This is a genomic window from Spongiivirga sp. MCCC 1A20706, assembly GCF_046524175.1.
Classification (GTDB): Bacteria; Bacteroidota; Bacteroidia; order Flavobacteriales; family Flavobacteriaceae; genus Spongiivirga.
Window position 1 is genome coordinate 428,382 of record NZ_JBEFZF010000004.1, and the last position, 21,200, is coordinate 449,581.

Consider the following 21,200-nt stretch of genomic DNA (forward strand, 5'->3'; position numbering starts at 1 on the left):
TAATCAGTATAGTACATGAATATTCCACAGACTAGCTTTCCTAGAATAGTTGTTATTGGCGGTGGATTTGCAGGCATATCGTTAGCTAGAAAACTAGCAAAACATGAGGTGCAAGTGGTGTTATTAGACAAGCACAATTATCATACGTTTCAGCCATTATTATATCAAGTGTCAACTGGAGGTTTAGAACCAGATTCTATAGCATATCCAATAAGAAAGGTCATAAAAAACTTTCCTAACTTCTATTTTAGGTTAGCAAGTGTAAATCATATTCAAACTGATGAGAACTTGCTTCATACAAATATTGGGAGGTTAAAGTATGACCATTTGGTAATCGCTACAGGGTCTAAAACCAATTATTTTGGTAATAAACAGGTGGAAGCTAATAGTATGGCGATGAAAACGGTTCCGCAGTCCCTTAACTTACGCAGTCTGATATTAGAAAATTTTGAAGAAGCCTTATTAACTGATGATTTAAATGAGCGTAATGCCTTAATGAATTTTGTAATCGTGGGAGCTGGACCAACCGGTGTTGAGTTGGCAGGTGCACTTGCAGAAATAAAAAAAGGCATTTTACCTAAAGATTATCCGGATCTCGATACTAGGCAAGTACAGATCAATCTAGTGCAAAGTGGTGATAGGGTATTACCGACTATGAGTGAAAAAGCATCAAAGAAAGCGGAACAGTTTCTAGAGAAACTTGGAGTAAATGTGTGGAAGAATGTTCGTGTAACTAACTACGATGGACGTTTGGTAACGACCAATACAGATATTGAATTTAAAACAGCAACGATGGTTTGGGCTGCAGGTGTCAAGGCTGCCGATATTCCGGGTATAGATGTTAGTTGTTTGGCGGATAGATCATGCCGTATAAAAGTCGATAGTTTTAGCAGAGTAGAGGGATATTCAAATATATATGCTATTGGAGATGTTGCGGCGATGCTTAACGATACCTACAAATATGGTCATCCTATGGTTGCGCAAGTGGCCATTCAACAAGGTAAAGCGCTGGGTGAAAATCTGATCAGAATGATAAAAGGTCAGGAAATGGAGCCCTTTGTTTATAAAGATAAAGGATCGATGGCGACTATTGGTCGAAACAAAGCTGTTGTTGATATGCGCAAACTTCGTTTTGGCGGAGTATTTGCTTGGTTTATCTGGATGTTTATACACCTTTTTTTCTTAATTGGTTTTAGAAATCGAATGGTGGTTTTTATAAACTGGGTATATAATTATGTGCGCTTTGATCGAGAAGCTAGACTTATTATTAGACCTTATAAGCAAAAGAGCGCAAGATAAGTGTGATTATTTTTCACCTTCTAACGGATTGAAAAGTTGCCTGCTATTATCTAACAACAACCCCTTGATAATAAAGAAGTTTCCAAGCCCATAACTTAACATTACTAAGGTTCTTTCAAACGGAACTGGTAAATAAAATACTCTGAAAGCAATAATACATTCAGATATGATAAAGAGTATTGCCCCGGCAAAAACCAAATAGTAGCTAGTTTTATTTGTGGTCCCGTATCGTACATAGGTAGTTTGAACCATATAGAAGGCGATTACCATAAAAATTAATACAGGTATCAGAAATATTCCAACCCCATCATAAATAATTAGTAAAATACTTATGCACACACCAATTACAACCATCCAATAGGGTATGATCGCCTGTATTCGGTATGTAACCTTAGAATAAAAAGCAATAAGGTACATGATGTTTGCTGCCATAAATAATACGAAGCCCGTTGTGAATGCAAAAAAGTTATCTATATACAATAACGATATATCACCTAAGATCATAAAAAAAAGAGCAAGTATAATAGGATAACGATCCACCTTATTAAAATTGCTACTTTTTAAAAAGAAGTATATCAGCAACGATCCTATAACCAAAGGTTTACTTATAAACCGATATGGCAAGAGCGTCTCTGAATTGGTCAAAATAATGTCAGCAGAGAGTATTGTAAAAAAGATAAAAGTAAATTTTTTATCCCATGACATAAGGCCTGTTTTAGCTTATTGCACGGGCAAAATAGTAAAAACGGCAATCTAATACTTAACTATTTTTTAAAGTTTATAAACAGTTGTTCTAAACACTAAACTGTTATTTCTTTCTGTACCTTTTCCGTAAGCATCCCCAATACTATGAGTAAATGTCCAATTCCGTAACTAGCCATCTCAAGAGTATATTGATATTTTACAGGCATGTTAAACTTGTCAAAGCCAATTAAACTAATTGAATACAAGTAACATAAGGTGCCTATAAATACAAGGTAAAAACTAGTGTTGTTTACCACTTTGTAACGCATTAAAGCAACATTGGCCATACTTACCATTACAATAAAAAATATCATCATTGGCATTAAATACAAATCAAGTTCTGTGTATAAATAAGAAAGCATCACAAAGAAATATACTCCACAAATTACCCAAAAGGGTATCAAAAGTTTGTAGTTGAATGCTGTGTTAGTCAAAAACGACTTAAAATAGAAAAAGTTTGCGACCATAAAAGCGACGAAACCTATATTGAAGAAGATGTCATTATCAAAGCCTAAAAAGAAAAGATCACCAGTGATCAAAAGTATTAAGGCAATAATCATAGGTTTTCTGACATCCTTATCAAAATGCTTGCTATTAAAATAGTAGTGTGTTAGTAGAGATATAATTACGAGAGGTTTACTCACTAATCGGTAAGCTGCTAAGTGTTCATAGTTTTTGAAAACTAAATCCACTGTCAAGATCAATAAGAATAGCCCTATGAATGACCATTTTCGCTTCATATAGATGCGTTAGTAAGGATAATAGGTCGTTATAAAACTAATTAAAAAATAGAAAATATAGAATATCATTGAATAAATAAATGTTATTGCCAGGTTTATACAATTCGCACCGCAATTTTTACAGTTTGGTAAGTTAAGTTGGTTTCAAGAATGATTTCGGATGACTTTTGGATCATCAATCAAAATAATTACAATGAAATCACTTTTAAATTTAATCTTACTTGTCACTACTAGTTTTTCTTTTGCACAAATTACCGTAAATGGAATGGTGACAGATAAGCGTATGATTCCTATTGAGGGCGCCAATGTTTATTTAAAAGGAACTTATGATGGCGCCTCTACAGGAGAGGATGGCACCTTTAGTTTTACAACTACCGAAACCGGAACAAAAACACTGGTGGTGTCTTTTATATCATTCGAGACTTTTGAATTATTGGCAGAAGTTAATACAATGAATGATGTAACTATTCAACTTAAGGAAGCTGTGAATACGCTAACAGGTGTTACACTTTCTGCAGGTACGTTTGAAGCAGGAGATAACTCAAAGGTGTCTGTACTGAAACCTTTAGATGTAGTGACAACCGCAAGTGCACTTGGTGATTTTGTTGGAGCGCTACAAACCTTACCAGGAACGACAGCTGTAGCCGAAGATGGTAGGTTATTCGTCCGTGGCGGTGGCGCTGAAGAAACGCAAATATTTATTGATGGAATTCGGGTATTTACACCATTTACACCTACCTCGAACAATATTCCGACAAGGGGACGTTATTCTCCATTTCTTTTTAAAGGTATTAGTTTTTCTACTGGGGGATACTCAGCAGAATTTGGTCAAGCATTGTCAGGAGTATTACAATTAAATACCATTGATGAACCGGATCAAGACAAGACAGATATCTCATTAATGACCGTCGGAGGAGGGGTTGGACATACCAAAAAATGGGAAAACAATTCATTAAGTGTAAATGCCTCTTACATTAATCTTGCGCCATATATATCGATTACTCAAAGTCGGGATACTTGGAATAAACCTTATGAGGGTTTGGCAGGAGAAGCTGTTTTTCGTCAGAAATATGAAAATGGGATTCTAAAATTATATGCGGCAACCGATTATTCTAATTTTGACCTACTTCAAAATAATATCAATTTCCCAGAAGGATTTCGCTTTGCATTGACTAATAGAAACTCATATTTAAATGGTAGCTTTAAGTATTTCTTTGACAACGATTGGACGTTGCAAACCGGGCTTAGTTATACTAATGATAATACAAATGTCTTAGCTGATCAAGCCACCATAAAGGATGATGAAAACTCAATCCATCTAAAAGCAAAAGTACGCAAGGGATTTACAAGTAGAGTAAAATTAACTTTCGGTACGGAGTATTTTATTACTCGATTTAAAGAAAAGTTTTTTGATACCAATACGAATTTTACAACCAGATTTAATAATGACTTATTCGGAAGTTTTGCTGAAGCTGATATTTTTATTTCGAATGATTTTGCCTTTAAACCTGGAATACGAGCAGAATATGCTCAAAATCAATCAAAGTGGTATATTTCACCAAGGCTTGCTTTAGCCTATAAAACTGGAGACCATTCTCAGTTTTCACTTGCTTATGGTGATTTTTACCAAAATCCATTAAACGAATTTCAAAAGTTCACGAGTGATTTAGAGGCTGAAAAGGCTACTCACTACTTGTTGAATTATCAGTATAGTAAGGATCGCAGAATCTTAAGAGCTGAGGTTTTTCATAAAGAATATGATAATCTGGTAAAATTTGATGGTAACTTCCCCACTTTCGATAGTAACTTTACCAATACAGGAGGTGGTTATGCATCAGGATTAGACCTTTTTTGGAGGGACGGTAAATCAGTGAAAAACCTAGAGTATTGGTTAAGTTATTCGTATTTAGATACCGAGAGGGACTTTAGAAATTTTCCCGAACGAGCAACGCCTAATTTTGCATCGACTCATAATGTGTCTGTAGTAGGTAAATTATGGGTAGACAAATTGAAGTCACAAATTGGATTAAGTCACACCTTCGCTACCGGTAGAAGCTATTCTGATCCTAACCAAGGAGGATTTTTAAACCAGAAAACGAAAAGTTTCAATAGTTTGAGCTTTAATTGGGCATACTTGATAAGTCAACAAAAAATCTTATATTTTTCTGTGAACAACATATTAGCTACCAGAAATGTCTTTGGCTACAATTATGCGAGCAGCCCTAATGCGAATGGTGTTTTTGAAAGACAGGCATTACGACCTAATGCTGACCAGTTCTTTTTTGTCGGGTTCTTTTGGACCATTAGTACAGATAAAAAAAGCAATCAGTTAGATAATTTGTAAATCCGATCGATACACTGATCTTTTTCGTTCCACTCTTCTTTTACAAAATTGAAAAGCTGGTCAAGTATTTTTACGGTTGCCAGATTTTCCTTATCAGCGTAAGCAAATAAGCTGTCAACATGCATTTTTGTAAAAGCGATGTCAATAAGGGCTTTAGCAACTTCGGTTCCAAAGCCCTTACCCCAATAATCGGGTAAAAACCGGTAACCGATTTCCCATTCCTTTTTTTCGTTCTTAATAATAGCACCTGTACCGATGAAACGGTTGTTGAAATCAACTGCCCAAACCCAAAAATCATTCTTTTCTTTTTTATAAGCAGCAATTACTTTTTTAAGGTCTTTTTCATTTTCTTCTCTTGAAAAAATAAAACCAGTAATGTGTTGCATTACCCGAATATCATGTTGCATTTCATGAAATAGCTCAATGTCATTTTCGGTTAAATAACGTAAATGCAAACGGTCGGTATATACAGAAGTAATCATATTAAACAATTCGGCTCTCAAAAACTACAGTTGGGTCAACAAGATTACGAAAACTTAAGTATCAAGCGCATCTTTGATGTAAGAAATCTATAAAAATCTAAACAATGAAAAAGCTTTTAACTGCCATTTTGCTTATGGCAATGACATCCTTAAGTTTTGCTCAAGAACAAGGAACCATTATGGTAACTGTGTCCAACGCTTCTTCAGATGAAGGTAAAATATTAGTAGGTCTTTACAAGTCTGAAGATAGTTTTTTGAAGAAAACATTTAAAGGTACTAGTGCTAAAACTGTTGATGGTAAATGTGAGGTACTTTTTGAAAACATCCCTTTTGGCGAATATGCGGTTTCAATTTTTCATGATGAAAATGACAACAATCGATTGGATACCAATTTTATGGGAATTCCAAAAGAGGATAACGCGTGTTCTAACCAAGCAAAAGGGTTTATGGGACCGCCAAAATACAAAGATGCTAAATTCACGTTAGACAATAATTTAAAGCAAATACTAATTAAGCTTTGATATAGAAATACTTTGGTCGACGGTTCAGTAGGCGAAAATTACAGTTGAGTACTATCTTTTTTTAATCCTGATGAGGTCATCTAAAATTTGTACAAGTAAAATCAAAAAAACATACAAAATGATAAGAATAGTTATTTTATTAGTGACATTAGTTATAGGCAGTGTAGCTAACATTAATGCTCAGTCTAAGTACGAACAAGGCATGGGCAAAGCATTTGCACTTTGGACAGAGAATAAACCCTTTGAAGCATCTAACGTGTTTGAGCGTATTGCCGAAGTAGAATCAGAAGAGTGGTTGCCACATTATTATATCGCCATGATTAATGCACTCAATTCTTTCGGAGTAACAGACAAAGAAAAGTTGACTTTGCAACTAGAAAAAGCAAAAAAACACATTGAGGAGGCTGAACTTATTTCGCCAAATAATCCAGAAATCATAATTATTAAAGCAACAATTAATACAGCCTGGATCGCCTATGACGGAGCTACTTATGGTATGACGTTAAGCATGAAAAATGCTGAGTTATATAAAAAGGCATTCGAACTTGCACCAGATAACCCTAGGGTTGTACTATCTAAAGCCGAGTGGGATATGGGATCTGCTAGATATTTTGGTCAATCAATAGAACCTTATTGCAAGGATATCGAACGATCCCTTGAACTTTTTGCTACCTTTAAAGCAGAAAGCACAATGCATCCCAGTTGGGGGAAAGATCGTGCTAAAGAAGTGCTTAAACAGTGTAAGGGATAATGACTTTAAAAAGCTTTAAAACACATTTTATCAGGGCCAATCTTATCGGTGTTGGCGTCTTTATATTATTAGCTGCAATCCAGTATTTTAATGGAAGGACGTATTCGTTAGGTGGAGATTTTATAGAAATATTTGGCTTTGAAATTGAGTATAATGAGCAATTACTATTCAACATTGTTAGTAACCAAATATACTCAGTTACGCTGTATATGGTGAATATGGTCATTATTTTGACTGCTATGAGGCACTATGGAAAAGGGCTTTTTACAATAAAGAAAATGTCCTGGTTAATCCCTTTGTCCATTGTGGTAACCATTATAACGGTTTATATACTTAACGTTTTCTTATATGTCATAAGATTCAACTATACTTTTTCGGAAGCTTTAGTGAGCCAATCAGCAGGTGATTATATTTTTTCAATTATTGTGACGACAATAATTACCAGTATTTTCTACTACATTTTTTATAGAGAGTCGACGCGTAGTGCAAAAGTAAAAGAGCAAAAAATAATCGCTAGAACAGCTTCAGCACAGTTCGATGCTTTAAAAAATCAACTAGATCCTCATTTCTTGTTTAATAGCTTAAATGTATTAACCAGTTTAATACATGAAAACCCGGACCAGGCTGAGCGTTTTACCACGTCACTTTCTAAGGTATATAGATATGTATTAGAACAAAAAAATAAAGAATTAGTAACTGTAGATGAAGAGTTGAAATTTGCCCAGCTCTATATGTCACTTTTGAAAATGCGATTTGAAGATAGTATTGTAGTCGATATTCCTGAAAAAAGCTATAACCCAGAGGCAAAAGTGGTACCACTATCGCTTCAGCTGCTACTAGAAAATGCTGTAAAGCATAATATGGTAACACCATCGAAAAAGCTTCATATTAAGATTTTTGAAAGAGACGGTGTTTTAATTGTACAAAATAACTTACAACCAAAACAGGTGGTTAAAAAAAGTAGTGGAGTTGGATTACAAAATATCAAGCAACGTTACGGATTACTAACCGATCGAGAAGTAAAAATCAATCAAACAGCAAGGGATTTCGCAGTTGCCATTCCGATGCTGACAAAACAAACAGCAGTTATGAAAACCCAAGAAACATATTTAGAAGATAAAAAATACCTAAGGGTGAAAGAACGTGTAAAAGCGATTAAAGAGTTTTATATACATTTTTCAATTTATTTGATAATGATTCCATTTTTTATCTGGATAAACTGGATATCGACCAGCTTTCCGTGGGCAATTTTTCCAATTGTTGGCTGGGGAATTGGTGTTGCCGGCCATGCTATGGAAGCCTTTAATTACAATCCGATACTTGGTAAAAACTGGGAAAAAAGAAAGATAGAACAGTTTATGGGTGATGATGATTTCTAAGAATACAATTCAGTAATCAAAATTTACAATTGGGTATAATTACTTTTAAAATAGATGAGGAATGTGCGAATTTAGTCCTGTGATCAGAAAAAAATATTAAGATGATAGCGATGGAAAATTTTAAGAATGAAAACAAATATATACGAGCAAAAGAACGAGTAGAGCAACTAAAAAAGTTCTACGGTAAGCTAGGTACGTATTTAGTAATTATTGCCATGTTAGCCGCCATTAATTATTATACAAATGAATTTAGAAATGCTTGGTTTTTATGGGTTGCCGGATTTTGGGGACTAGGAATTATTATTGATGCCGGCAAAACCTTTGGGATTAGTCTCCTTTTTGGAAGGAACTGGGAGGAGCGCAAGATTCGAGAGTTGATGAACGAGGATGATAAAAAAGAAGATAGACCAAGAACTGAGGTTAGCCGAAAAGAAGCTGGGAAAAACTGGTGGGAATAAGTACTATGATGAATAAAGAATATAAACAAAAACACGTCTTAAAACGCGTAAAGGATATTAAAGGATTTTACACGCATTTGGTGGTCTATATTTTAATCAATGCCTTACTAACTATAGTACATTTATGGATTGATAGTAAAGGCTATTATGGAGAGAATCCTTATGGGATAAACTACTGGGGAACACCTTTATTATGGGGCGTTGGTTTACTGATACATGCTTTTAAAGTATTTGGCCTTAGCAATTGGGAAGACAGAAAAATAAAGGAGTTAATGGAAAAAGATAACCTTACCGCCGAATATCAAAAAGAAATTGATGAAAGCCGGTGGGAATAAAAGATCGAGAAAATGAAAAATTATAGTCAGCAAAAATTGGAACGTGCACGTAAGCGTGTTAAGGACCTTAGGGGCTTTTACTCTCATGTATTAGTTTATATTATCATTAATATATTCATTGCCATTGGGCACTATATCATTGAGTACAAATATTTTCCAGAACAAGACTTTTCGGGATGGAGTTATCTAACTACTCCCATTGGTTGGGGGATTGGATTATTAGTTCACGGTCTATGGGTACATAGAGTAGGATTCAGCTTATTTAGAAATTGGGAACAGCGAAAAATAGAACAATTAATGAAAGAAGACCAAGAAGATTTTGAAAACTACAAAGGCTAATAACTACTAAATAACCAGTCAATCATGTCATCTATTAAAAGCGTACTTACGTTATTAGTTGTTTTTGGGGTTACTTTTTTCTTAAAAGCCCAAGACGGTTTTATTATTAAAGATGTCACTATTTTTAATGGCGAAAATGTACTTTCCAAACGCTCTGTTTTAATCGAAAACGGAAAGATATCATCTATTAAAAAGCGAATACAAAAGAAACTTCCGACTATTGACGGTAAAGGGAAATTCTTAATGCCAGCATTGACAAATACTCATGTTCATGCATGGATGCCAGGTTTGTTAAACGAAGCAGCAAAATCTGGCGTCCTAAATGTACTTGATATGGCAGGAGCTGAACCCTTTCAGCAAATGCTTAAAAACCTAAAAGATAGCACTAATTATGCGCGCTATCGTGTGGCAGGGTACGCTGCTACTGCTGAAGGTGGACATGGTACTCAGTTTGGTTTTCCTGTGCCAACTCTTGAGAAACCGGAAGATGCAAAACAATGGGTTGCTGATAGAATAAAAGCAGGGGTAGACCACATAAAAATAATTGTTGAACCATGGCGTCCAACTTTAGATCATGAAACCGTAGCTGCAATTATTAAAGAAGCAAAAGCGAATGATAAAGTGGTGGTGGTACATGTATCAAAAATGGACGATGGTTATAAAGTATTCAAATCAGGTGCTCATGGTTTGGTTCATATTTGGAGGGATAAAAAAATGAGCGATTCTCAAATAGCTGAATTAGCCGCAGGTGATTTTTTTGTAATCCCGACCATTTTAGTTGGGTATAAGGCAGTCACTGCAATGGCAAAACGGTCAGAAGAAGAGGCCCTTAAAAAATTAGAATGGCTCAAAAAAGAAACGAAGCGATTGTATGATGCAGGCATACCTATTTTGGCGGGTACGGACCCTCCTAATGCTGGTATTAATATGGGTACAGATCTTTATAAAGAAATTATCTTTTTTGTAGAAGCGGGTATACCAGCGGTTGATGCTTTACGCTCTGCAACTTCTCTTCCAGCTGATCAGTTTAGAATGAAAGAATTAGGATATATTAAAGAAGGGTTTGTTGCCGACATGATTTTATTGGATGGCGATCCAACTGAAGATATTCATAATATAAAGAAGATTAATACGGTCTGGAAAGCCGGACAACGAGTAAAACGATAAAACACAAAAATATAACTACATCTAATTTTTCTTTTACCTTAAATTTAGATTTTAAAAATTGGAAATTTAATCAATGAACGTACTAATTATTGAAGACGAAAAACCTGCAGCTCGCCGACTCAACAGAATGCTCGAAAAACTTGGGGTGAATGTAAGTCAGATGCTTCACTCTGTAGAAGAATCAATTAACTGGTTTCAAAATAATCCGCATCCTGATCTTATTTTTCTTGATATTCAATTAAGTGATGGATTGTCATTTGAAATTTTCGATGCTGTCAAGGTCAACAGCGCAATTGTTTTTACCACTGCATTTGATGAATATGCATTACAGGCTTTTAAACTTAACAGTGTGGACTATTTGCTGAAACCTATTGATAATGAAGAGCTTGAAAATGCAGTTGATCAATTTAAATCTCAAGCACCCAAACCGCAAGATGTTCAGTTAAATTTTGAAGACATCAAGAAATTACTTAGTGCTAATCCAGTTGAGAGAGACTACAAGAAACGGTTTACGGTTAAGATTGGTCAACATCTAAAAATGATCGCTGTCGACGAGATTGAATGTTTTTACAGTGAAAATAAAGGCACCTATGCTCATACTACTGATGGCAGAAATTATTTATTAGATACAAGTTTAGAAAACCTGGAAAATGAGCTGGAGCCCGATACTTTTTTTAGAATAAGCCGTAAATTCTATGTAAATGTAAACGCAATTAAGGATATTATTTCATACACCAATAGTCGACTGCAAATAAAACTAAATAGTTACAATGAAGCGGAAGTAATAGTAGCTAGAGAACGTGTAAAAGATTTTAAATTGTGGTTGGAATAATAGGCTAAATGTTTTTTGAGATTTGTTTAGGCGAATGGGTCACCTCTTGAATGTTGAAAATTCCATACATTTAAGTTCACAAAATCAGCCAACCATGAAAGTTCTTAAAATAATAACAGCCATAATTTTTGGATTGTTTTTACTATTCGGAGCATACAATCACGTAGCGAATCCGGAGTTTTATGCTCCAATGATTCCAGACTTTATCCCAGAAAGTGTGGCAAATATTTTAGCCACAATTACCGAGCTCATTGTTGGTGTTTTACTGATCATTCCGAAATACCAAAAATGGGGAGGACTTGGTTTCGCAATTCTTATGTTGGCTTTCCTTCCAATACATATTTGGGACTTGACGAAAGAACTACCAGCTGTAGGTTCTAAAACCGCTGCTACTATTCGACTAGTTATCCAATTTATTGTTATAGCTATAGGATGGTGGATTTATAAGAAATCTAAATAAGTCAAACTTTTTATAACTAGTTATGTGGGAAAAGAAATTAGAAATTTATGATGCGATAGTGGCAAGATGTCCAAGGTTTGAACGTAAAGGAAAAAAAATGATCTATACTTCAGCTAACGGGTATATGTTTACTTTGTTGAATAACGCAGGGGAGATTGGCGTTCGTTTTTCAAAGGAAGTACAGGAAAAGTATTTGAAAGAATTAAATACGACCCTGTATAAATCATATGGTGCAACCATGAAAGGGTATATTCTAATTCCTGAAAGTATGTTAGGTGATTTAGATAAAGTTGCAACCTACTTTGATGAAAGCTACGACTATGTAATGACTTTAGAACCAAAATAATTTAAAAAATAACCAACCATGAAATTAGGAGCATTTTCAATAAGTTTAGCAGTAAAAGATATTCATGTATCAAAAGATTTTTATGAAAAGCTAGGTTTTACTGTTTTCGCCGGTGAAATAGAAAAGAACTATTTAATAATGAAAAATGGAGAGCACTTAGTAGGACTTTTTCAAGGAATGTTTGAAGGTAATATTTTAACTTTTAATCCCGGGTGGGACCAGAGCGCAAATAAATTAGATGCATTTGAAGACGCACGTGATATACAAAAGGAATTAAAATCGAAAGGAATAGAAATGTCAAAAGACATTGAAGAGGGGACCAGTGGACCTGCTAGTTTTTTTATGACAGATCCTGACGGTAATGCCATATTGATTGATCAGCATGTCTAACTAACATTTAAAAGCTTATTTTATATCATCGGTAAAGTGCCTTTTGCCTTTCTTTTGTGCCATTTTCTCTTGAAAGAAAACTTCTGATTGGCCTTTGGGAATTGAAAGTGATTCCCATGTATCACCTAATAATTGTTTGCCGATAAATACCATTTGTCCCACGTGATAAGCATAATGGTTCAGTTGTCTGTTCAATGCCTCAATAATAGTATGACCCTCGTTACGAATATAAATAAGATCTTCAAGTTGTTTTTCTTCTAAAGGGTTCACTGCATCAAAAACGACCCTCCAGCCGGCTTCCCAGGTTTCTAACAAATGCGATTTACTCTTAATAGTATTCTCAAATTCCGTATCACGCTTACGCCATGTTTTTTCACCGTCTTCGGTTAAAAAGTTGGTAAAACGCGACTTCATATTACCAGTCATATGCTTTACCAAAAGCGCAATACTATTGGTGTCTTCATTAGGTTGCCAGTGAATTTGATTTTCATTAAGTCGCTGAATCACCTTTTCACCTAATAACTTATAATAAGCAAATTGTTTTTTAGCGCTTGATAGATAACTTGACATTTACTGCAGTTTTATGTTAGAGTAGCCCAGGCCATCGGGTTCTTTACCTGCGGTTAATCTTCCTGATATTTTCATTGTTGACAGATCGATTACTGTAATAATATCAGCATTTGTATTGGCAATGAAGGCGGTCTTATTATTAGGATGAATGAGTATTCCTACTGGCACTGGACTTTGGTCAAAATCTTGAAATAAGCGTGAAGCTTCTTTTTCCTTAACAGAAATATTCATCGAAATGGTAGTAAGTAATTTCTTCGTTTTGGCATCAAACACATTAAGATTCCCTGTTTGTGCGTTTGAAACAAGGGCATATTTACCATCAGAAGTGGTCTTTATGCGAATAGGAAATTTAGAAGAAACTATTTCATGCGTAGTTTCAAGTGTTTTTACATTTAAAACAGTAACCGTATCGTTAGATCGGTTAGTGACCCAAACTTCTTTACCATCCGCAGAAATTGCAATGCCTTCAGCACCTTTTCCGGTTTTAAGAATGCGGTCTAATCTGTTCTTATCAAGATCAATTACCGATACACTATTAGACCTGATATTTGCAACGAAAGCTCTATTCATTACAGGTGAATAAGCTACCATATGACTTGTTTCTTGCTCGGTATCTATCGCTTTACGAATCGCACCTGTATTGATATTAACTTGAATTAACTTTTTACTACCCTCGCAAGTGACTAACACATTGGTATCGCTTATAAACTCAATTCCGTGTGGAGATACATACTCTAAAAGGATCGTTTTAATGACCTTTTTTTGAGGAATGCTTATCACCGTTAAGGATTGCCCGGGTTCATTTCGATTGCCATAATTAGTTATGACGGCGAGCGTATGATCGGGTGAAATAGCCACTTCATGTGGTCCTATTCCGGTTGGTAAAGTGACCACACTTTCGTGCGAGGTCAAATCTATTAGGTCAACAGTATGGTCCGATTTATTTAATACAACCAATGTGCCCTCTTGCGCACCAATATGCAACCCGTAAAATAGCAGTATAATGGTTAGAAGTTTTTTCATAGTGGTTTTAGAAATCGGATTGTTTTTCGAAATCAATACTAAGTGAGTTAACACAATATCGTTGTCCGGTTTCGGTAGGCCCGTCATTAAAAACATGTCCTAAGTGCCCCCCGCAATTTGCACATACAATTTCGGTACGGATCATTCCGTGCGAAGTATCACGAATGTATTCAACGGTACCTTCAATGGCTTCATCGAAGCTAGGCCAGCCACACCCTGAATCAAACTTAGAATCGCTTTCAAACAACTTAGTATCACAACCTTTGCATGTATAGGTGCCAGCATCATAGTGCGAGTTGTATTTGCCAGTAAAGGGTCTTTCTGTGCCTTTTTTTCTTAAAATGACGTACTCATCATCGCTCAGTTGCTGTTTCCAATCAGCGTCGGTTTTTTTAACAGGATAGTTTTTTTTACTCATCTTTTTCCGGAATAAACTTTAGGGCGGCTCCATTTATACAATGTCTTTTTCCAGTTGTGGCTCTGGGTCCATCATTAAATACATGGCCCAAATGACCTCCGCAGGTAGCACAATGCTCTTCGGTACGAGCATACCCTATTTTATAATCAACATCATAGGCTACATTGCCTTTAATTTCCTGGTCAAAGCTTGGCCATCCCGTACCGGATTTAAATTTGTTGTCACTTTTAAACAATGGGGTTTTACAGGCTGCGCATACATAAGTGCCTTTTCTTTTATTATCCAAAAGTTCGCTGGTAAATGGTCGCTCGGTTCCTGCTTGTCTTAAAACGTAGTATTGTTTGTCTGTTAAAGAAGCTTTCCACTCCGCATCTGTTTTAGTAACGGCATATACTTTTTCCTTTTTTTCAGTAGTCGATTCCTTTTTTTGGGCATTGCCGTTACACCCAAAAAACAGTATACTAAGTACTATTAAAATTGATGTTCTTTTCATGGTCTATTTTTCAAAATAAGAAAGTCTATTCTCAGTGTCCTAAAGATACTGAGAATAGACTTAATTTTTATAATAACCTTACAGCCTTATGCTTTTATTTATGAAATAATTAAAAGTTAAGATCCTGTATGGTGGTGGTATCAAACTTTATGCTATTAAGTTGCTCGCCTAACGTAAGCGGATCTATTTTTCCACTGGAAACCAGATTAGCCGGTACAATTGCGATTCTAAATACTTGATCTTCTAGATCTGCTGGCGCCAAAGTCGATAAATCAAAATCACCTTCTAAAAACAAATCAATGTCAAAAAAAGTGTGCTCAAAATTATATTGAAAAATTCCTTGATCTACTAATCTTGTTTGTGGTAGCGGTCTCCAAAGATCGGCAGTACTACCATCATTGAGGTCTACTTCATCCCATAATATGTAGGCAAGTACCACATCATCTTCACCAACGTCCAGGTCACCAAATTCAAAACGGAACCTAAATTCATTTGCTGCATTGAAATCACCTTCAATATCAACTATTTTCCCTTGTATGTTTACTCCATCCAATCCATCAAGACCATCAAGTCCGTCACGTCCATCAAAGCCTGGAGGCCCTTCAGGACCTTCACAAGATGTAAATAATATAACTGAAAGGGCAAATACTGTTTTTAATACGTTTTTCATCTGATTGAATTTTAATATGATGCGTTTGGTAGATCAATAACTATTCCAAAAATTATATTCCTGTTAATTATTCAATAATTGGGTTCATTCATCATACACAGTTTTTTGTAACTTTAACACATTCAAATACGAAGAATATGAAAAGAGTAGTCACCCTAGCGGTTGTTTTTTTTATTGCATCAGCATGCAAGACAAATCCGTTTACAGGAAAACAATATGTAAGCCTTTACGGTAACAATCAATTGTTTCCGATGGCCTTTCAACAGTATGATCAATTTTTAAATGAAAATAAAGTAGTAACAGGTACGGAAGACTCCGAAATGATAAAAAGAGTAGGACAACGAATGGCAGTAGCGGCTGAGCGTTGGCTAAATGCTCTAGGTCAACAAGGTTATTTGACAGACTACCGATGGGAATATAATTTGGTGAATAGCGATCAATTGAATGCCTGGTGTATGCCAGGTGGTAAGATTGTTTTTTACACGGGAATATTACCGGTTACTCAAACCGAAACAGGAGTGGCTGTTGTAATGGGTCATGAAATTGCTCATGCGTTGGCAAATCATGGCGCTCAGCGTATGACTGCAGGAACAGGACAGCAGTTATTAGGTGTAGCAGGTAATGTAGCATTCGCCAAAAATGAAAAGAACAGACAATTATTCAATCAAATATATGGTGTTGGAAGTCAAGTAGGTTTTATGCTACCGTTTAGTCGTAGTCATGAAAGTGAAGCGGATGCCATCGGACTCACTTTAATGGCTATTGCCGGTTATAATCCTGATGAAGGAGCAGAATTATGGAGGCGTATGAAAGCAAAAAGCGGAGGGCAAGCACCACCAGAAATACTAAGCACACATCCTAGTAGTGATACACGTATAGCTAATTTAACCGCATTAGCGCCAAAAGCAAAAGAGGAAGCGAAGAAATTTGGTATTACCAAGTTTAGAAGCAATTAAAATTTGTTATTACACTCTTTATCAGAATAGTTGACTTCTAGAACAAAATTTGACTTATATTGGTTGTCAACTAGATAACTAATAATAAATTTGTATGCCAGCACTAGAGAAAGGAAGTAAAAAACTACTTCACGCCTGGGCTTTTTTCGATTGGTCAATATCAGTTTACAACCTTATTATTTCTTCTGCGATATTCCCCATTTTTTATGGGGCTCTTTTTCGAGATGCTGGTATTGATAAAATCACCATTTTCGGTGGAGAAATCGAGAGAGCTCCACTGATAAGTTATGTTACTGCAGCAGCATTTCTTGTAGTTTCTTTCATTACACCTTTGCTAGCTGGAATTGCTGATTATATTGGTAATAAGCGGGGTTTTATGAAGTTCTTCACCTATTTGGGGGCAATATCTTGTATCGGACTTTATTTCTTTTCATTAGAACATATTTACTTTGGATTACTGTGCTACTTTTTAGCATTGGTTGGCTTTTGGACTAGCTTTGCTTTTTATAATTCATATCTACCAGATATTGCTTATCCTGAACAACACGATGCCCTTAGTGCAAAAGGCTATTCATTAGGCTATATTGGAAGTGTGATTTTGCTGGTTGTTAATCTTCTAATGATCTTAAAGTACGAGATGTTTGGTTTTGAAAGTGCTGCAGCTCCTACAAAAATATCGTTCATAATGGTAGGATTATGGTGGATGGGTTTTGCACAATATACTTTTAAATATATGCCCAAAGGAACTAAAACGGAAGGTGCACTTAATAACGTTTTATTTAACGGCTTTAAAGAACTAAAAGCTGTTTATAATTCGCTTTCCGATGATAAGCGGCTAAAAAGATATTTGATAGCTTTTTTCATCTATAGTATGGCAGTGCAGACGGTGATGTTGGTAGCTACCTATTTTGGCGAGGAAGATATAAATTGGGGATCCGATGATGAGCGCACAGTAGGATTAATAGTGAGTATTTTATTGATTCAATTGGTAGCTATTGTGGGGGCAACGCTGACCTCAAAGCTTTCAGAAAGAATAGGAAATATCAAAACACTAATCATTGTGAACGCCATATGGATCATTATTTGCATCGCCGGATATTTTGTGATCACTCCACTTGATTTTTATATTACTGCTGGGGTTGTAGGGCTGGTGATGGGTGGAATTCAAGCGTTATCGAGATCTACTTACTCTAAATTTTTACCAGAAACAGAGGATACTACTTCTTTCTTTAGTTTTTACGATGTAGCCGAGAAAATTGGTATTGTAATTGGTATGGCACTCTACGGAGGTGTGGCGCAAATAACGGGTTCTATGAGGAACTCGATCATTTTCTTAGGCCTATTTTTCTTGGTGGGCATGTTATTGCTTTTTAGAGTACCCACAAAAAAAACAGCATAAAAAAACCCTGTTTTGCCTCAAAAAACAGGGTTTCGGTAAAGTATTTGATGATTGGTTTACTTCTTAATACGTTTTATTAACGTAACTTTTGATTGATGATTGTATTGATTGATGAATAATTTGAGGCTTAATTAGCTCTTTCAATATCTCCTGAACCTGTTACTTTACTATCTTCTTTTTTAGGATTACCGGTATACCGAATATCTCCCGATCCAGTAATTCTAGCGGTTAAATAACCATCACAATGTGCTCTGATATCTCCTGATCCTGTTACCTTAGCACTTACATCTTGTGCTTTTACACTAAAAGCATAAATATCTCCTGATCCAGTGACGAAGTATTCCGCATCATTGGTACTACCATCAAGACGCAAGTCACCTGAACCCGTTACTTTTCCTTCTAGGGTATTGACATCTAATTTAAGATTAACATCTCCTGAACCGGAAACACCAGTTGTAAAGTTAGATGCTTTAATAACATCTTTACTTACTACATCACCTGAACCAGATAAAGTTACCATGTCTAAATCTTCAAAAGGTACTGTAACGCGTATTCCTTTGTTCCAGGTTGTACGTAGGTTATATCCTTTTTCAACATAAATTTTAAGCGAAGATCCGTTTACTTCGGTAATGATATATTCTAAAAGGTTTTCTTCGGCTTCAACGGTTAATTTACCTTCATCACCTGATACTAGTTCTACGTCAAAAAAGCCAGCTACACGCACTTGATCATAATCCGATGTATTTCTAGTTTCGGTTTTGACATTACCATTACCTCTTACTTTTTTATTACCCCACCATTGGGCGTTTGCTGTCGTTATTGCAAGCACAAAGGCTGCACAGAATAAAGTTGTTTTTTTCATTGTATTGTTATTTTTATTGTTGTTATTTAAAATTGCTTTTCAAACTTAATACCACCGTATTCGGAGTTGATTATTACCTTATTACCACTATTTTGCTTACCGTAATATCCACTGTAAAACTTATCTGATGACTTTGATACTTTTCTGATATATTCAAAATCGTCATCATCGCCACTTACGCCGGCATATTCTAAAGTGAGCTCGAAATCGAAATGATAGTCAGGTGCGTACCCTATTCGTATACCGGTATAGTCCGAGCGTATATCAATATTTCCTGCATCACTATCCATCTTTTCAATTTTGACCGATCCGTAGTCAGATCTAATAGATACATCACCGTGAACAGTACCTAAGCGGGTAGTCAGGTAGTCACCAGTACCCTTAAAATCATTTACTTCTTTAACCTTTAGCGAACCATAATCACAATTATATTCCACTTTTTTAACATTTTCAACTGCAGATTGGGTATAATCTGCGTTAATCACAACCGATTCTGCCTTATCCAAAGTAAACCCAGAATAGTCGGCATTTATTTTTCCACTTTTCATGTACGCAATGGTCGATTTTGATGTATAATCAAAGTTCAAATAATTTCCATCAGCCATTAACTCTCCTAAAGTAATTTTCCCATAATCACAGCTTATAGTGGCAACACCTTCTATTTTATCAAGACTAATACTACCATAGTCATTGTTGAGATTAGCGTCATTAGTAACGGGCATTTTAACAGTGTAGTTAATTTGCATATTTACGTTGTTATTCTTGGTCCATTTCCACCAAGAGCTTCCCTTGTCTTTATTAAAGATAGTCCGTGCTGAAACTAAGTTGTTAGAAGCTTCAAAATTTACGTCAATTTCTTCCAGCTTGCGCTGAACCTTTTCCTCATTGTTACCATTGGTTTTTACATGTACTTCAATGACAATTCTATTCTCATTCCAAGAGGTGACGTTTACATGACCGTAGCTATTATTAATTTTTAGTGTAGCGTTAGGGCTTACGGTGTACTCTTTTTTGATTTTCTTTTCTTTGGTATATCTACCCTTCCAGCCTCCATCGTAACTAAAAGCAAATACTGGTATAAGAAGGGCAATAAGTAATGATTTAAATAATTGTGTTTTCATTTTCAAGGTTGTTAAGGTTTTTTACCGCTTCAATTCGTTCTAATACATTTTCAAGCAGTTCAATTCTGTTTTTTAGATTGATGATCATTGCACTTATAATGCGTTTATCAGCACCATTATCAATGATATCTTGGGTTAGCAAGCTGTAATCGCTTTCTAATAGTTTTAGTTGCTCTTTTGCATCTTCAAAAATTTGTTGTGTACTCTCGTCGACCGAACCTGCAATTTTTTCTAATTCTTCATTAATTAATGAAGTAAAATAGACTTCGGTTTGTTGCATTTCAGGAGAAACTTCGGCTAGATCGTTTTGTGCTGGCTTATTTTGAAGACCGAAATACAATCCGAAAAGCACTATGAAGGAAGCGGCAATCAAAAACGGTTTTTTCCAACTCAACTTTCTTACTTTAACTTCTTCCTCTTCAGCTAGGTCATGCTGATCTAGACTTTTTAGTTTATCCAGAAATCTGTTTTGATGACCTTCTTTTGGCGATTCTATATCAAAATCGTCTTTAAGATTATCAAACAATTCGTTTATGTTGTCATCTACACGCATACTTCAACTAATTTTTTTCGCAAACTTTCTTTGGCTCTAGAGATCGTTGTGCGACAGTTAGCATAACTTAAATTCATTATTGTACAAATTTCTTCATAATCATAACCTTCAATTAAATGCAGGGTCAAAGAAACTCGGTAATTATCTTTCAGCTTGTTCATGGTTTCCAATACTTTTTGAGCCTTCAAGCTTGTTATCATGTCATCCGAAGTAACTCCCTCGTTATCTTCGACCGTTTGCATTACATTTTCAAAGGGCACCTTTTGGTGTTTTTTTTGTTTGTTGTAATGATAAATACTGTTGTTTACTACAATACGTTTTAACCAAGCGCCGAAAGTAACTTCTCCTTTAAAAGATGCAAGCTTTGTAAACGCGTTTAAAAATGATTCTTGCATGACATCTTCAGCTTCCTGGTCGTCCTTTACAATTCGCACTGCGGTGTTATACATCGCCTTGTAATAGCGATTGTAGACCTCCATTTGCGCGGATTGGTTACCGGACATACACAATGGTAATAACTGTTCAATATTTAACTTTTGTTGGCTCAA

Annotated in this window: 27 protein-coding genes; 15 read left to right on the forward strand and 12 right to left on the reverse strand. The window is 35.5% G+C overall.

Annotated elements, in window-relative coordinates; translation table 11 throughout:
* The first annotated feature begins 15 nt into the window (after positions 1-15).
* Positions 16-1,299 (forward strand): NAD(P)/FAD-dependent oxidoreductase, encoded by a 1,284-nt coding sequence (locus ABN763_RS12230; RefSeq protein WP_410485754.1) that lies wholly within the window; start codon positions 16-18, stop codon positions 1,297-1,299.
* A gap of 6 nt (positions 1,300-1,305) precedes the next feature.
* Here ABN763_RS12230 and ABN763_RS12235 read toward each other — a convergent pair whose 3' ends face one another.
* A complete protein-coding gene (locus ABN763_RS12235) occupies positions 1,306-2,004 on the reverse strand; it encodes a lysoplasmalogenase (RefSeq protein WP_410485755.1) in 699 nt (232 codons plus the stop codon).
* Positions 2,005-2,099: 95 nt separating this feature from the next.
* Entirely contained in the window at positions 2,100-2,783 is a 684-nt protein-coding gene (locus ABN763_RS12240; RefSeq protein WP_410485756.1) for a lysoplasmalogenase, read from the reverse strand.
* A 193-nt stretch (positions 2,784-2,976) separates the two neighbouring features.
* Here ABN763_RS12240 and ABN763_RS12245 point away from each other — a divergent pair, with 193 nt between their 5' ends.
* Positions 2,977-5,127, forward strand: coding sequence for a TonB-dependent receptor domain-containing protein (locus tag ABN763_RS12245; RefSeq protein WP_410485757.1), 2,151 nt, complete (start codon positions 2,977-2,979; stop codon positions 5,125-5,127).
* Here ABN763_RS12245 and ABN763_RS12250 read toward each other — a convergent pair.
* Positions 5,109-5,609 carry a GNAT family N-acetyltransferase gene (locus tag ABN763_RS12250; protein ID WP_410485758.1) on the reverse strand — a complete coding sequence of 167 codons (501 nt, stop codon included), beginning with the start codon at positions 5,607-5,609 and terminating at the stop codon, positions 5,109-5,111. The two genes, ABN763_RS12245 and ABN763_RS12250, sit on opposite strands and share 19 nt — an antisense overlap.
* A gap of 104 nt (positions 5,610-5,713) precedes the next feature.
* On the opposite strand from ABN763_RS12250, the gene ABN763_RS12255 reads away from it, so the two are divergent.
* The 11 genes from ABN763_RS12255 to ABN763_RS12305 all read left to right on the forward strand — a co-directional run bounded on the left by ABN763_RS12255 (position 5,714) and on the right by ABN763_RS12305 (position 12,587).
* On the forward strand, positions 5,714-6,130 hold the full coding sequence (locus ABN763_RS12255; protein ID WP_410485759.1) for a DUF2141 domain-containing protein: 417 nt from the start codon (positions 5,714-5,716) through the stop codon (positions 6,128-6,130).
* Between the two features lie 118 nt (positions 6,131-6,248).
* Positions 6,249-6,881, forward strand: a complete 633-nt coding sequence (locus ABN763_RS12260) for a hypothetical protein (RefSeq protein ID WP_410485760.1) — start codon at positions 6,249-6,251, stop codon at positions 6,879-6,881.
* Entirely contained in the window at positions 6,881-8,260 is a 1,380-nt protein-coding gene (locus ABN763_RS12265; RefSeq protein WP_410485761.1) for a 2TM domain-containing protein, read from the forward strand. Before ABN763_RS12260 ends, ABN763_RS12265 begins: the two co-directional genes overlap by 1 nt.
* A gap of 110 nt (positions 8,261-8,370) precedes the next feature.
* The gene (locus ABN763_RS12270; RefSeq protein ID WP_410485762.1) at positions 8,371-8,718 is read left to right on the forward strand and encodes a 2TM domain-containing protein; all 348 of its coding nucleotides are present in this window, start codon (positions 8,371-8,373) and stop codon (positions 8,716-8,718) included.
* 8 nt (positions 8,719-8,726) lie between these two features.
* Positions 8,727-9,053, forward strand: coding sequence for a 2TM domain-containing protein (locus tag ABN763_RS12275; protein ID WP_410485763.1), 327 nt, complete (start codon positions 8,727-8,729; stop codon positions 9,051-9,053).
* A gap of 12 nt (positions 9,054-9,065) precedes the next feature.
* Entirely contained in the window at positions 9,066-9,392 is a 327-nt protein-coding gene (locus ABN763_RS12280) for a 2TM domain-containing protein (RefSeq protein ID WP_410485764.1), read from the forward strand.
* A 24-nt stretch (positions 9,393-9,416) separates the two neighbouring features.
* The gene (locus ABN763_RS12285) at positions 9,417-10,559 is read left to right on the forward strand and encodes an amidohydrolase family protein (protein ID WP_410485765.1); all 1,143 of its coding nucleotides are present in this window, start codon (positions 9,417-9,419) and stop codon (positions 10,557-10,559) included.
* A gap of 73 nt (positions 10,560-10,632) precedes the next feature.
* Positions 10,633-11,391, forward strand: coding sequence for a LytR/AlgR family response regulator transcription factor (locus ABN763_RS12290; RefSeq protein WP_410485766.1), 759 nt, complete (start codon positions 10,633-10,635; stop codon positions 11,389-11,391).
* A gap of 94 nt (positions 11,392-11,485) precedes the next feature.
* Complete coding sequence (locus ABN763_RS12295) at positions 11,486-11,851, forward strand: MauE/DoxX family redox-associated membrane protein (RefSeq protein ID WP_410485767.1); 366 nt, start codon at positions 11,486-11,488, stop codon at positions 11,849-11,851.
* A gap of 22 nt (positions 11,852-11,873) precedes the next feature.
* Positions 11,874-12,197: a hypothetical protein gene (locus tag ABN763_RS12300; RefSeq protein WP_410485768.1), complete on the forward strand. Its 324-nt coding sequence runs from the start codon at positions 11,874-11,876 to the stop codon at positions 12,195-12,197.
* Between the two features lie 18 nt (positions 12,198-12,215).
* Positions 12,216-12,587 (forward strand): VOC family protein, encoded by a 372-nt coding sequence (locus ABN763_RS12305; protein WP_410485769.1) that lies wholly within the window; start codon positions 12,216-12,218, stop codon positions 12,585-12,587.
* Between the two features lie 15 nt (positions 12,588-12,602).
* Here the strand turns inward: ABN763_RS12305 and ABN763_RS12310 are convergent, their stop codons facing one another.
* The 5 genes from ABN763_RS12310 to ABN763_RS12330 all read right to left on the reverse strand — a co-directional run bounded on the left by ABN763_RS12310 (position 12,603) and on the right by ABN763_RS12330 (position 15,761).
* Positions 12,603-13,157, reverse strand: coding sequence for a DUF1572 family protein (locus ABN763_RS12310; protein ID WP_410485770.1), 555 nt, complete (start codon positions 13,155-13,157; stop codon positions 12,603-12,605).
* On the reverse strand, positions 13,158-14,180 hold the full coding sequence (locus tag ABN763_RS12315; protein WP_410485771.1) for a YncE family protein: 1,023 nt from the start codon (positions 14,178-14,180) through the stop codon (positions 13,158-13,160).
* A 7-nt stretch (positions 14,181-14,187) separates the two neighbouring features.
* Positions 14,188-14,598 (reverse strand): peptide-methionine (R)-S-oxide reductase MsrB, encoded by a 411-nt coding sequence (msrB, locus tag ABN763_RS12320; RefSeq protein WP_410485772.1) that lies wholly within the window; start codon positions 14,596-14,598, stop codon positions 14,188-14,190.
* Positions 14,591-15,091 carry a peptide-methionine (R)-S-oxide reductase MsrB gene (gene msrB / locus ABN763_RS12325; RefSeq protein ID WP_410485773.1) on the reverse strand — a complete coding sequence of 167 codons (501 nt, stop codon included), beginning with the start codon at positions 15,089-15,091 and terminating at the stop codon, positions 14,591-14,593. The genes msrB (ABN763_RS12320) and msrB (ABN763_RS12325) overlap by 8 nt, the downstream gene beginning before the upstream one ends.
* A gap of 109 nt (positions 15,092-15,200) precedes the next feature.
* Positions 15,201-15,761 (reverse strand): collagen-like protein, encoded by a 561-nt coding sequence (locus tag ABN763_RS12330; RefSeq protein WP_410485774.1) that lies wholly within the window; start codon positions 15,759-15,761, stop codon positions 15,201-15,203.
* 137 nt (positions 15,762-15,898) lie between these two features.
* Between ABN763_RS12330 and ABN763_RS12335 the strand changes: the two genes are divergently transcribed.
* Complete coding sequence (locus ABN763_RS12335) at positions 15,899-16,717, forward strand: M48 family metallopeptidase (RefSeq protein ID WP_410485775.1); 819 nt, start codon at positions 15,899-15,901, stop codon at positions 16,715-16,717.
* Between the two features lie 94 nt (positions 16,718-16,811).
* Entirely contained in the window at positions 16,812-18,116 is a 1,305-nt protein-coding gene (locus ABN763_RS12340; RefSeq protein WP_410485776.1) for an MFS transporter, read from the forward strand.
* Positions 18,117-18,243: 127 nt separating this feature from the next.
* Here the strand turns inward: ABN763_RS12340 and ABN763_RS12345 are convergent, their stop codons facing one another.
* From ABN763_RS12345 to ABN763_RS12360, 4 genes are read right to left on the reverse strand one after another with little or no spacing between them, the layout of a single operon-like run.
* Positions 18,244-18,978, reverse strand: a complete 735-nt coding sequence (locus ABN763_RS12345) for a head GIN domain-containing protein (RefSeq protein WP_410485777.1) — start codon at positions 18,976-18,978, stop codon at positions 18,244-18,246.
* 26 nt (positions 18,979-19,004) lie between these two features.
* Positions 19,005-20,099, reverse strand: a complete 1,095-nt coding sequence (locus ABN763_RS12350; protein WP_410485778.1) for a hypothetical protein — start codon at positions 20,097-20,099, stop codon at positions 19,005-19,007.
* Positions 20,080-20,652, reverse strand: a complete 573-nt coding sequence (locus tag ABN763_RS12355) for a hypothetical protein (protein WP_410485779.1) — start codon at positions 20,650-20,652, stop codon at positions 20,080-20,082. The genes ABN763_RS12350 and ABN763_RS12355 overlap by 20 nt, the downstream gene beginning before the upstream one ends.
* Positions 20,643-21,200 carry an RNA polymerase sigma factor gene (locus ABN763_RS12360; RefSeq protein ID WP_410485780.1) on the reverse strand — a complete coding sequence of 186 codons (558 nt, stop codon included), beginning with the start codon at positions 21,198-21,200 and terminating at the stop codon, positions 20,643-20,645. Before ABN763_RS12360 ends, ABN763_RS12355 begins: the two co-directional genes overlap by 10 nt.

Bases quoted from the DNA above. Each gene is read 5' to 3' on its own strand.
- ABN763_RS12230 (WP_410485754.1), top strand. From the start codon at position 16: ATGAATATTCCACAGACTAGCTTTCCTAGAATAGTTGTTATTGGCGGT.
- ABN763_RS12235 (WP_410485755.1), bottom strand. From the start codon at position 2,004: ATGTCATGGGATAAAAAATTTACTTTTATCTTTTTTACAATACTCTCT.
- ABN763_RS12240 (WP_410485756.1), bottom strand. From the start codon at position 2,783: ATGAAGCGAAAATGGTCATTCATAGGGCTATTCTTATTGATCTTGACA.
- ABN763_RS12245 (WP_410485757.1), top strand. From the start codon at position 2,977: ATGAAATCACTTTTAAATTTAATCTTACTTGTCACTACTAGTTTTTCT.
- ABN763_RS12250 (WP_410485758.1), bottom strand. From the start codon at position 5,609: ATGATTACTTCTGTATATACCGACCGTTTGCATTTACGTTATTTAACC.
- ABN763_RS12255 (WP_410485759.1), top strand. From the start codon at position 5,714: ATGAAAAAGCTTTTAACTGCCATTTTGCTTATGGCAATGACATCCTTA.
- ABN763_RS12260 (WP_410485760.1), top strand. From the start codon at position 6,249: ATGATAAGAATAGTTATTTTATTAGTGACATTAGTTATAGGCAGTGTA.
- ABN763_RS12265 (WP_410485761.1), top strand. From the start codon at position 6,881: ATGACTTTAAAAAGCTTTAAAACACATTTTATCAGGGCCAATCTTATC.
- ABN763_RS12270 (WP_410485762.1), top strand. From the start codon at position 8,371: ATGGAAAATTTTAAGAATGAAAACAAATATATACGAGCAAAAGAACGA.
- ABN763_RS12275 (WP_410485763.1), top strand. From the start codon at position 8,727: ATGAATAAAGAATATAAACAAAAACACGTCTTAAAACGCGTAAAGGAT.
- ABN763_RS12280 (WP_410485764.1), top strand. From the start codon at position 9,066: ATGAAAAATTATAGTCAGCAAAAATTGGAACGTGCACGTAAGCGTGTT.
- ABN763_RS12285 (WP_410485765.1), top strand. From the start codon at position 9,417: ATGTCATCTATTAAAAGCGTACTTACGTTATTAGTTGTTTTTGGGGTT.
- ABN763_RS12290 (WP_410485766.1), top strand. From the start codon at position 10,633: ATGAACGTACTAATTATTGAAGACGAAAAACCTGCAGCTCGCCGACTC.
- ABN763_RS12295 (WP_410485767.1), top strand. From the start codon at position 11,486: ATGAAAGTTCTTAAAATAATAACAGCCATAATTTTTGGATTGTTTTTA.
- ABN763_RS12300 (WP_410485768.1), top strand. From the start codon at position 11,874: ATGTGGGAAAAGAAATTAGAAATTTATGATGCGATAGTGGCAAGATGT.
- ABN763_RS12305 (WP_410485769.1), top strand. From the start codon at position 12,216: ATGAAATTAGGAGCATTTTCAATAAGTTTAGCAGTAAAAGATATTCAT.
- ABN763_RS12310 (WP_410485770.1), bottom strand. From the start codon at position 13,157: ATGTCAAGTTATCTATCAAGCGCTAAAAAACAATTTGCTTATTATAAG.
- ABN763_RS12315 (WP_410485771.1), bottom strand. From the start codon at position 14,180: ATGAAAAAACTTCTAACCATTATACTGCTATTTTACGGGTTGCATATT.
- msrB (WP_410485772.1), bottom strand. From the start codon at position 14,598: ATGAGTAAAAAAAACTATCCTGTTAAAAAAACCGACGCTGATTGGAAA.
- msrB (WP_410485773.1), bottom strand. From the start codon at position 15,091: ATGAAAAGAACATCAATTTTAATAGTACTTAGTATACTGTTTTTTGGG.
- ABN763_RS12330 (WP_410485774.1), bottom strand. From the start codon at position 15,761: ATGAAAAACGTATTAAAAACAGTATTTGCCCTTTCAGTTATATTATTT.
- ABN763_RS12335 (WP_410485775.1), top strand. From the start codon at position 15,899: ATGAAAAGAGTAGTCACCCTAGCGGTTGTTTTTTTTATTGCATCAGCA.
- ABN763_RS12340 (WP_410485776.1), top strand. From the start codon at position 16,812: ATGCCAGCACTAGAGAAAGGAAGTAAAAAACTACTTCACGCCTGGGCT.
- ABN763_RS12345 (WP_410485777.1), bottom strand. From the start codon at position 18,978: ATGAAAAAAACAACTTTATTCTGTGCAGCCTTTGTGCTTGCAATAACG.
- ABN763_RS12350 (WP_410485778.1), bottom strand. From the start codon at position 20,099: ATGAAAACACAATTATTTAAATCATTACTTATTGCCCTTCTTATACCA.
- ABN763_RS12355 (WP_410485779.1), bottom strand. From the start codon at position 20,652: ATGCGTGTAGATGACAACATAAACGAATTGTTTGATAATCTTAAAGAC.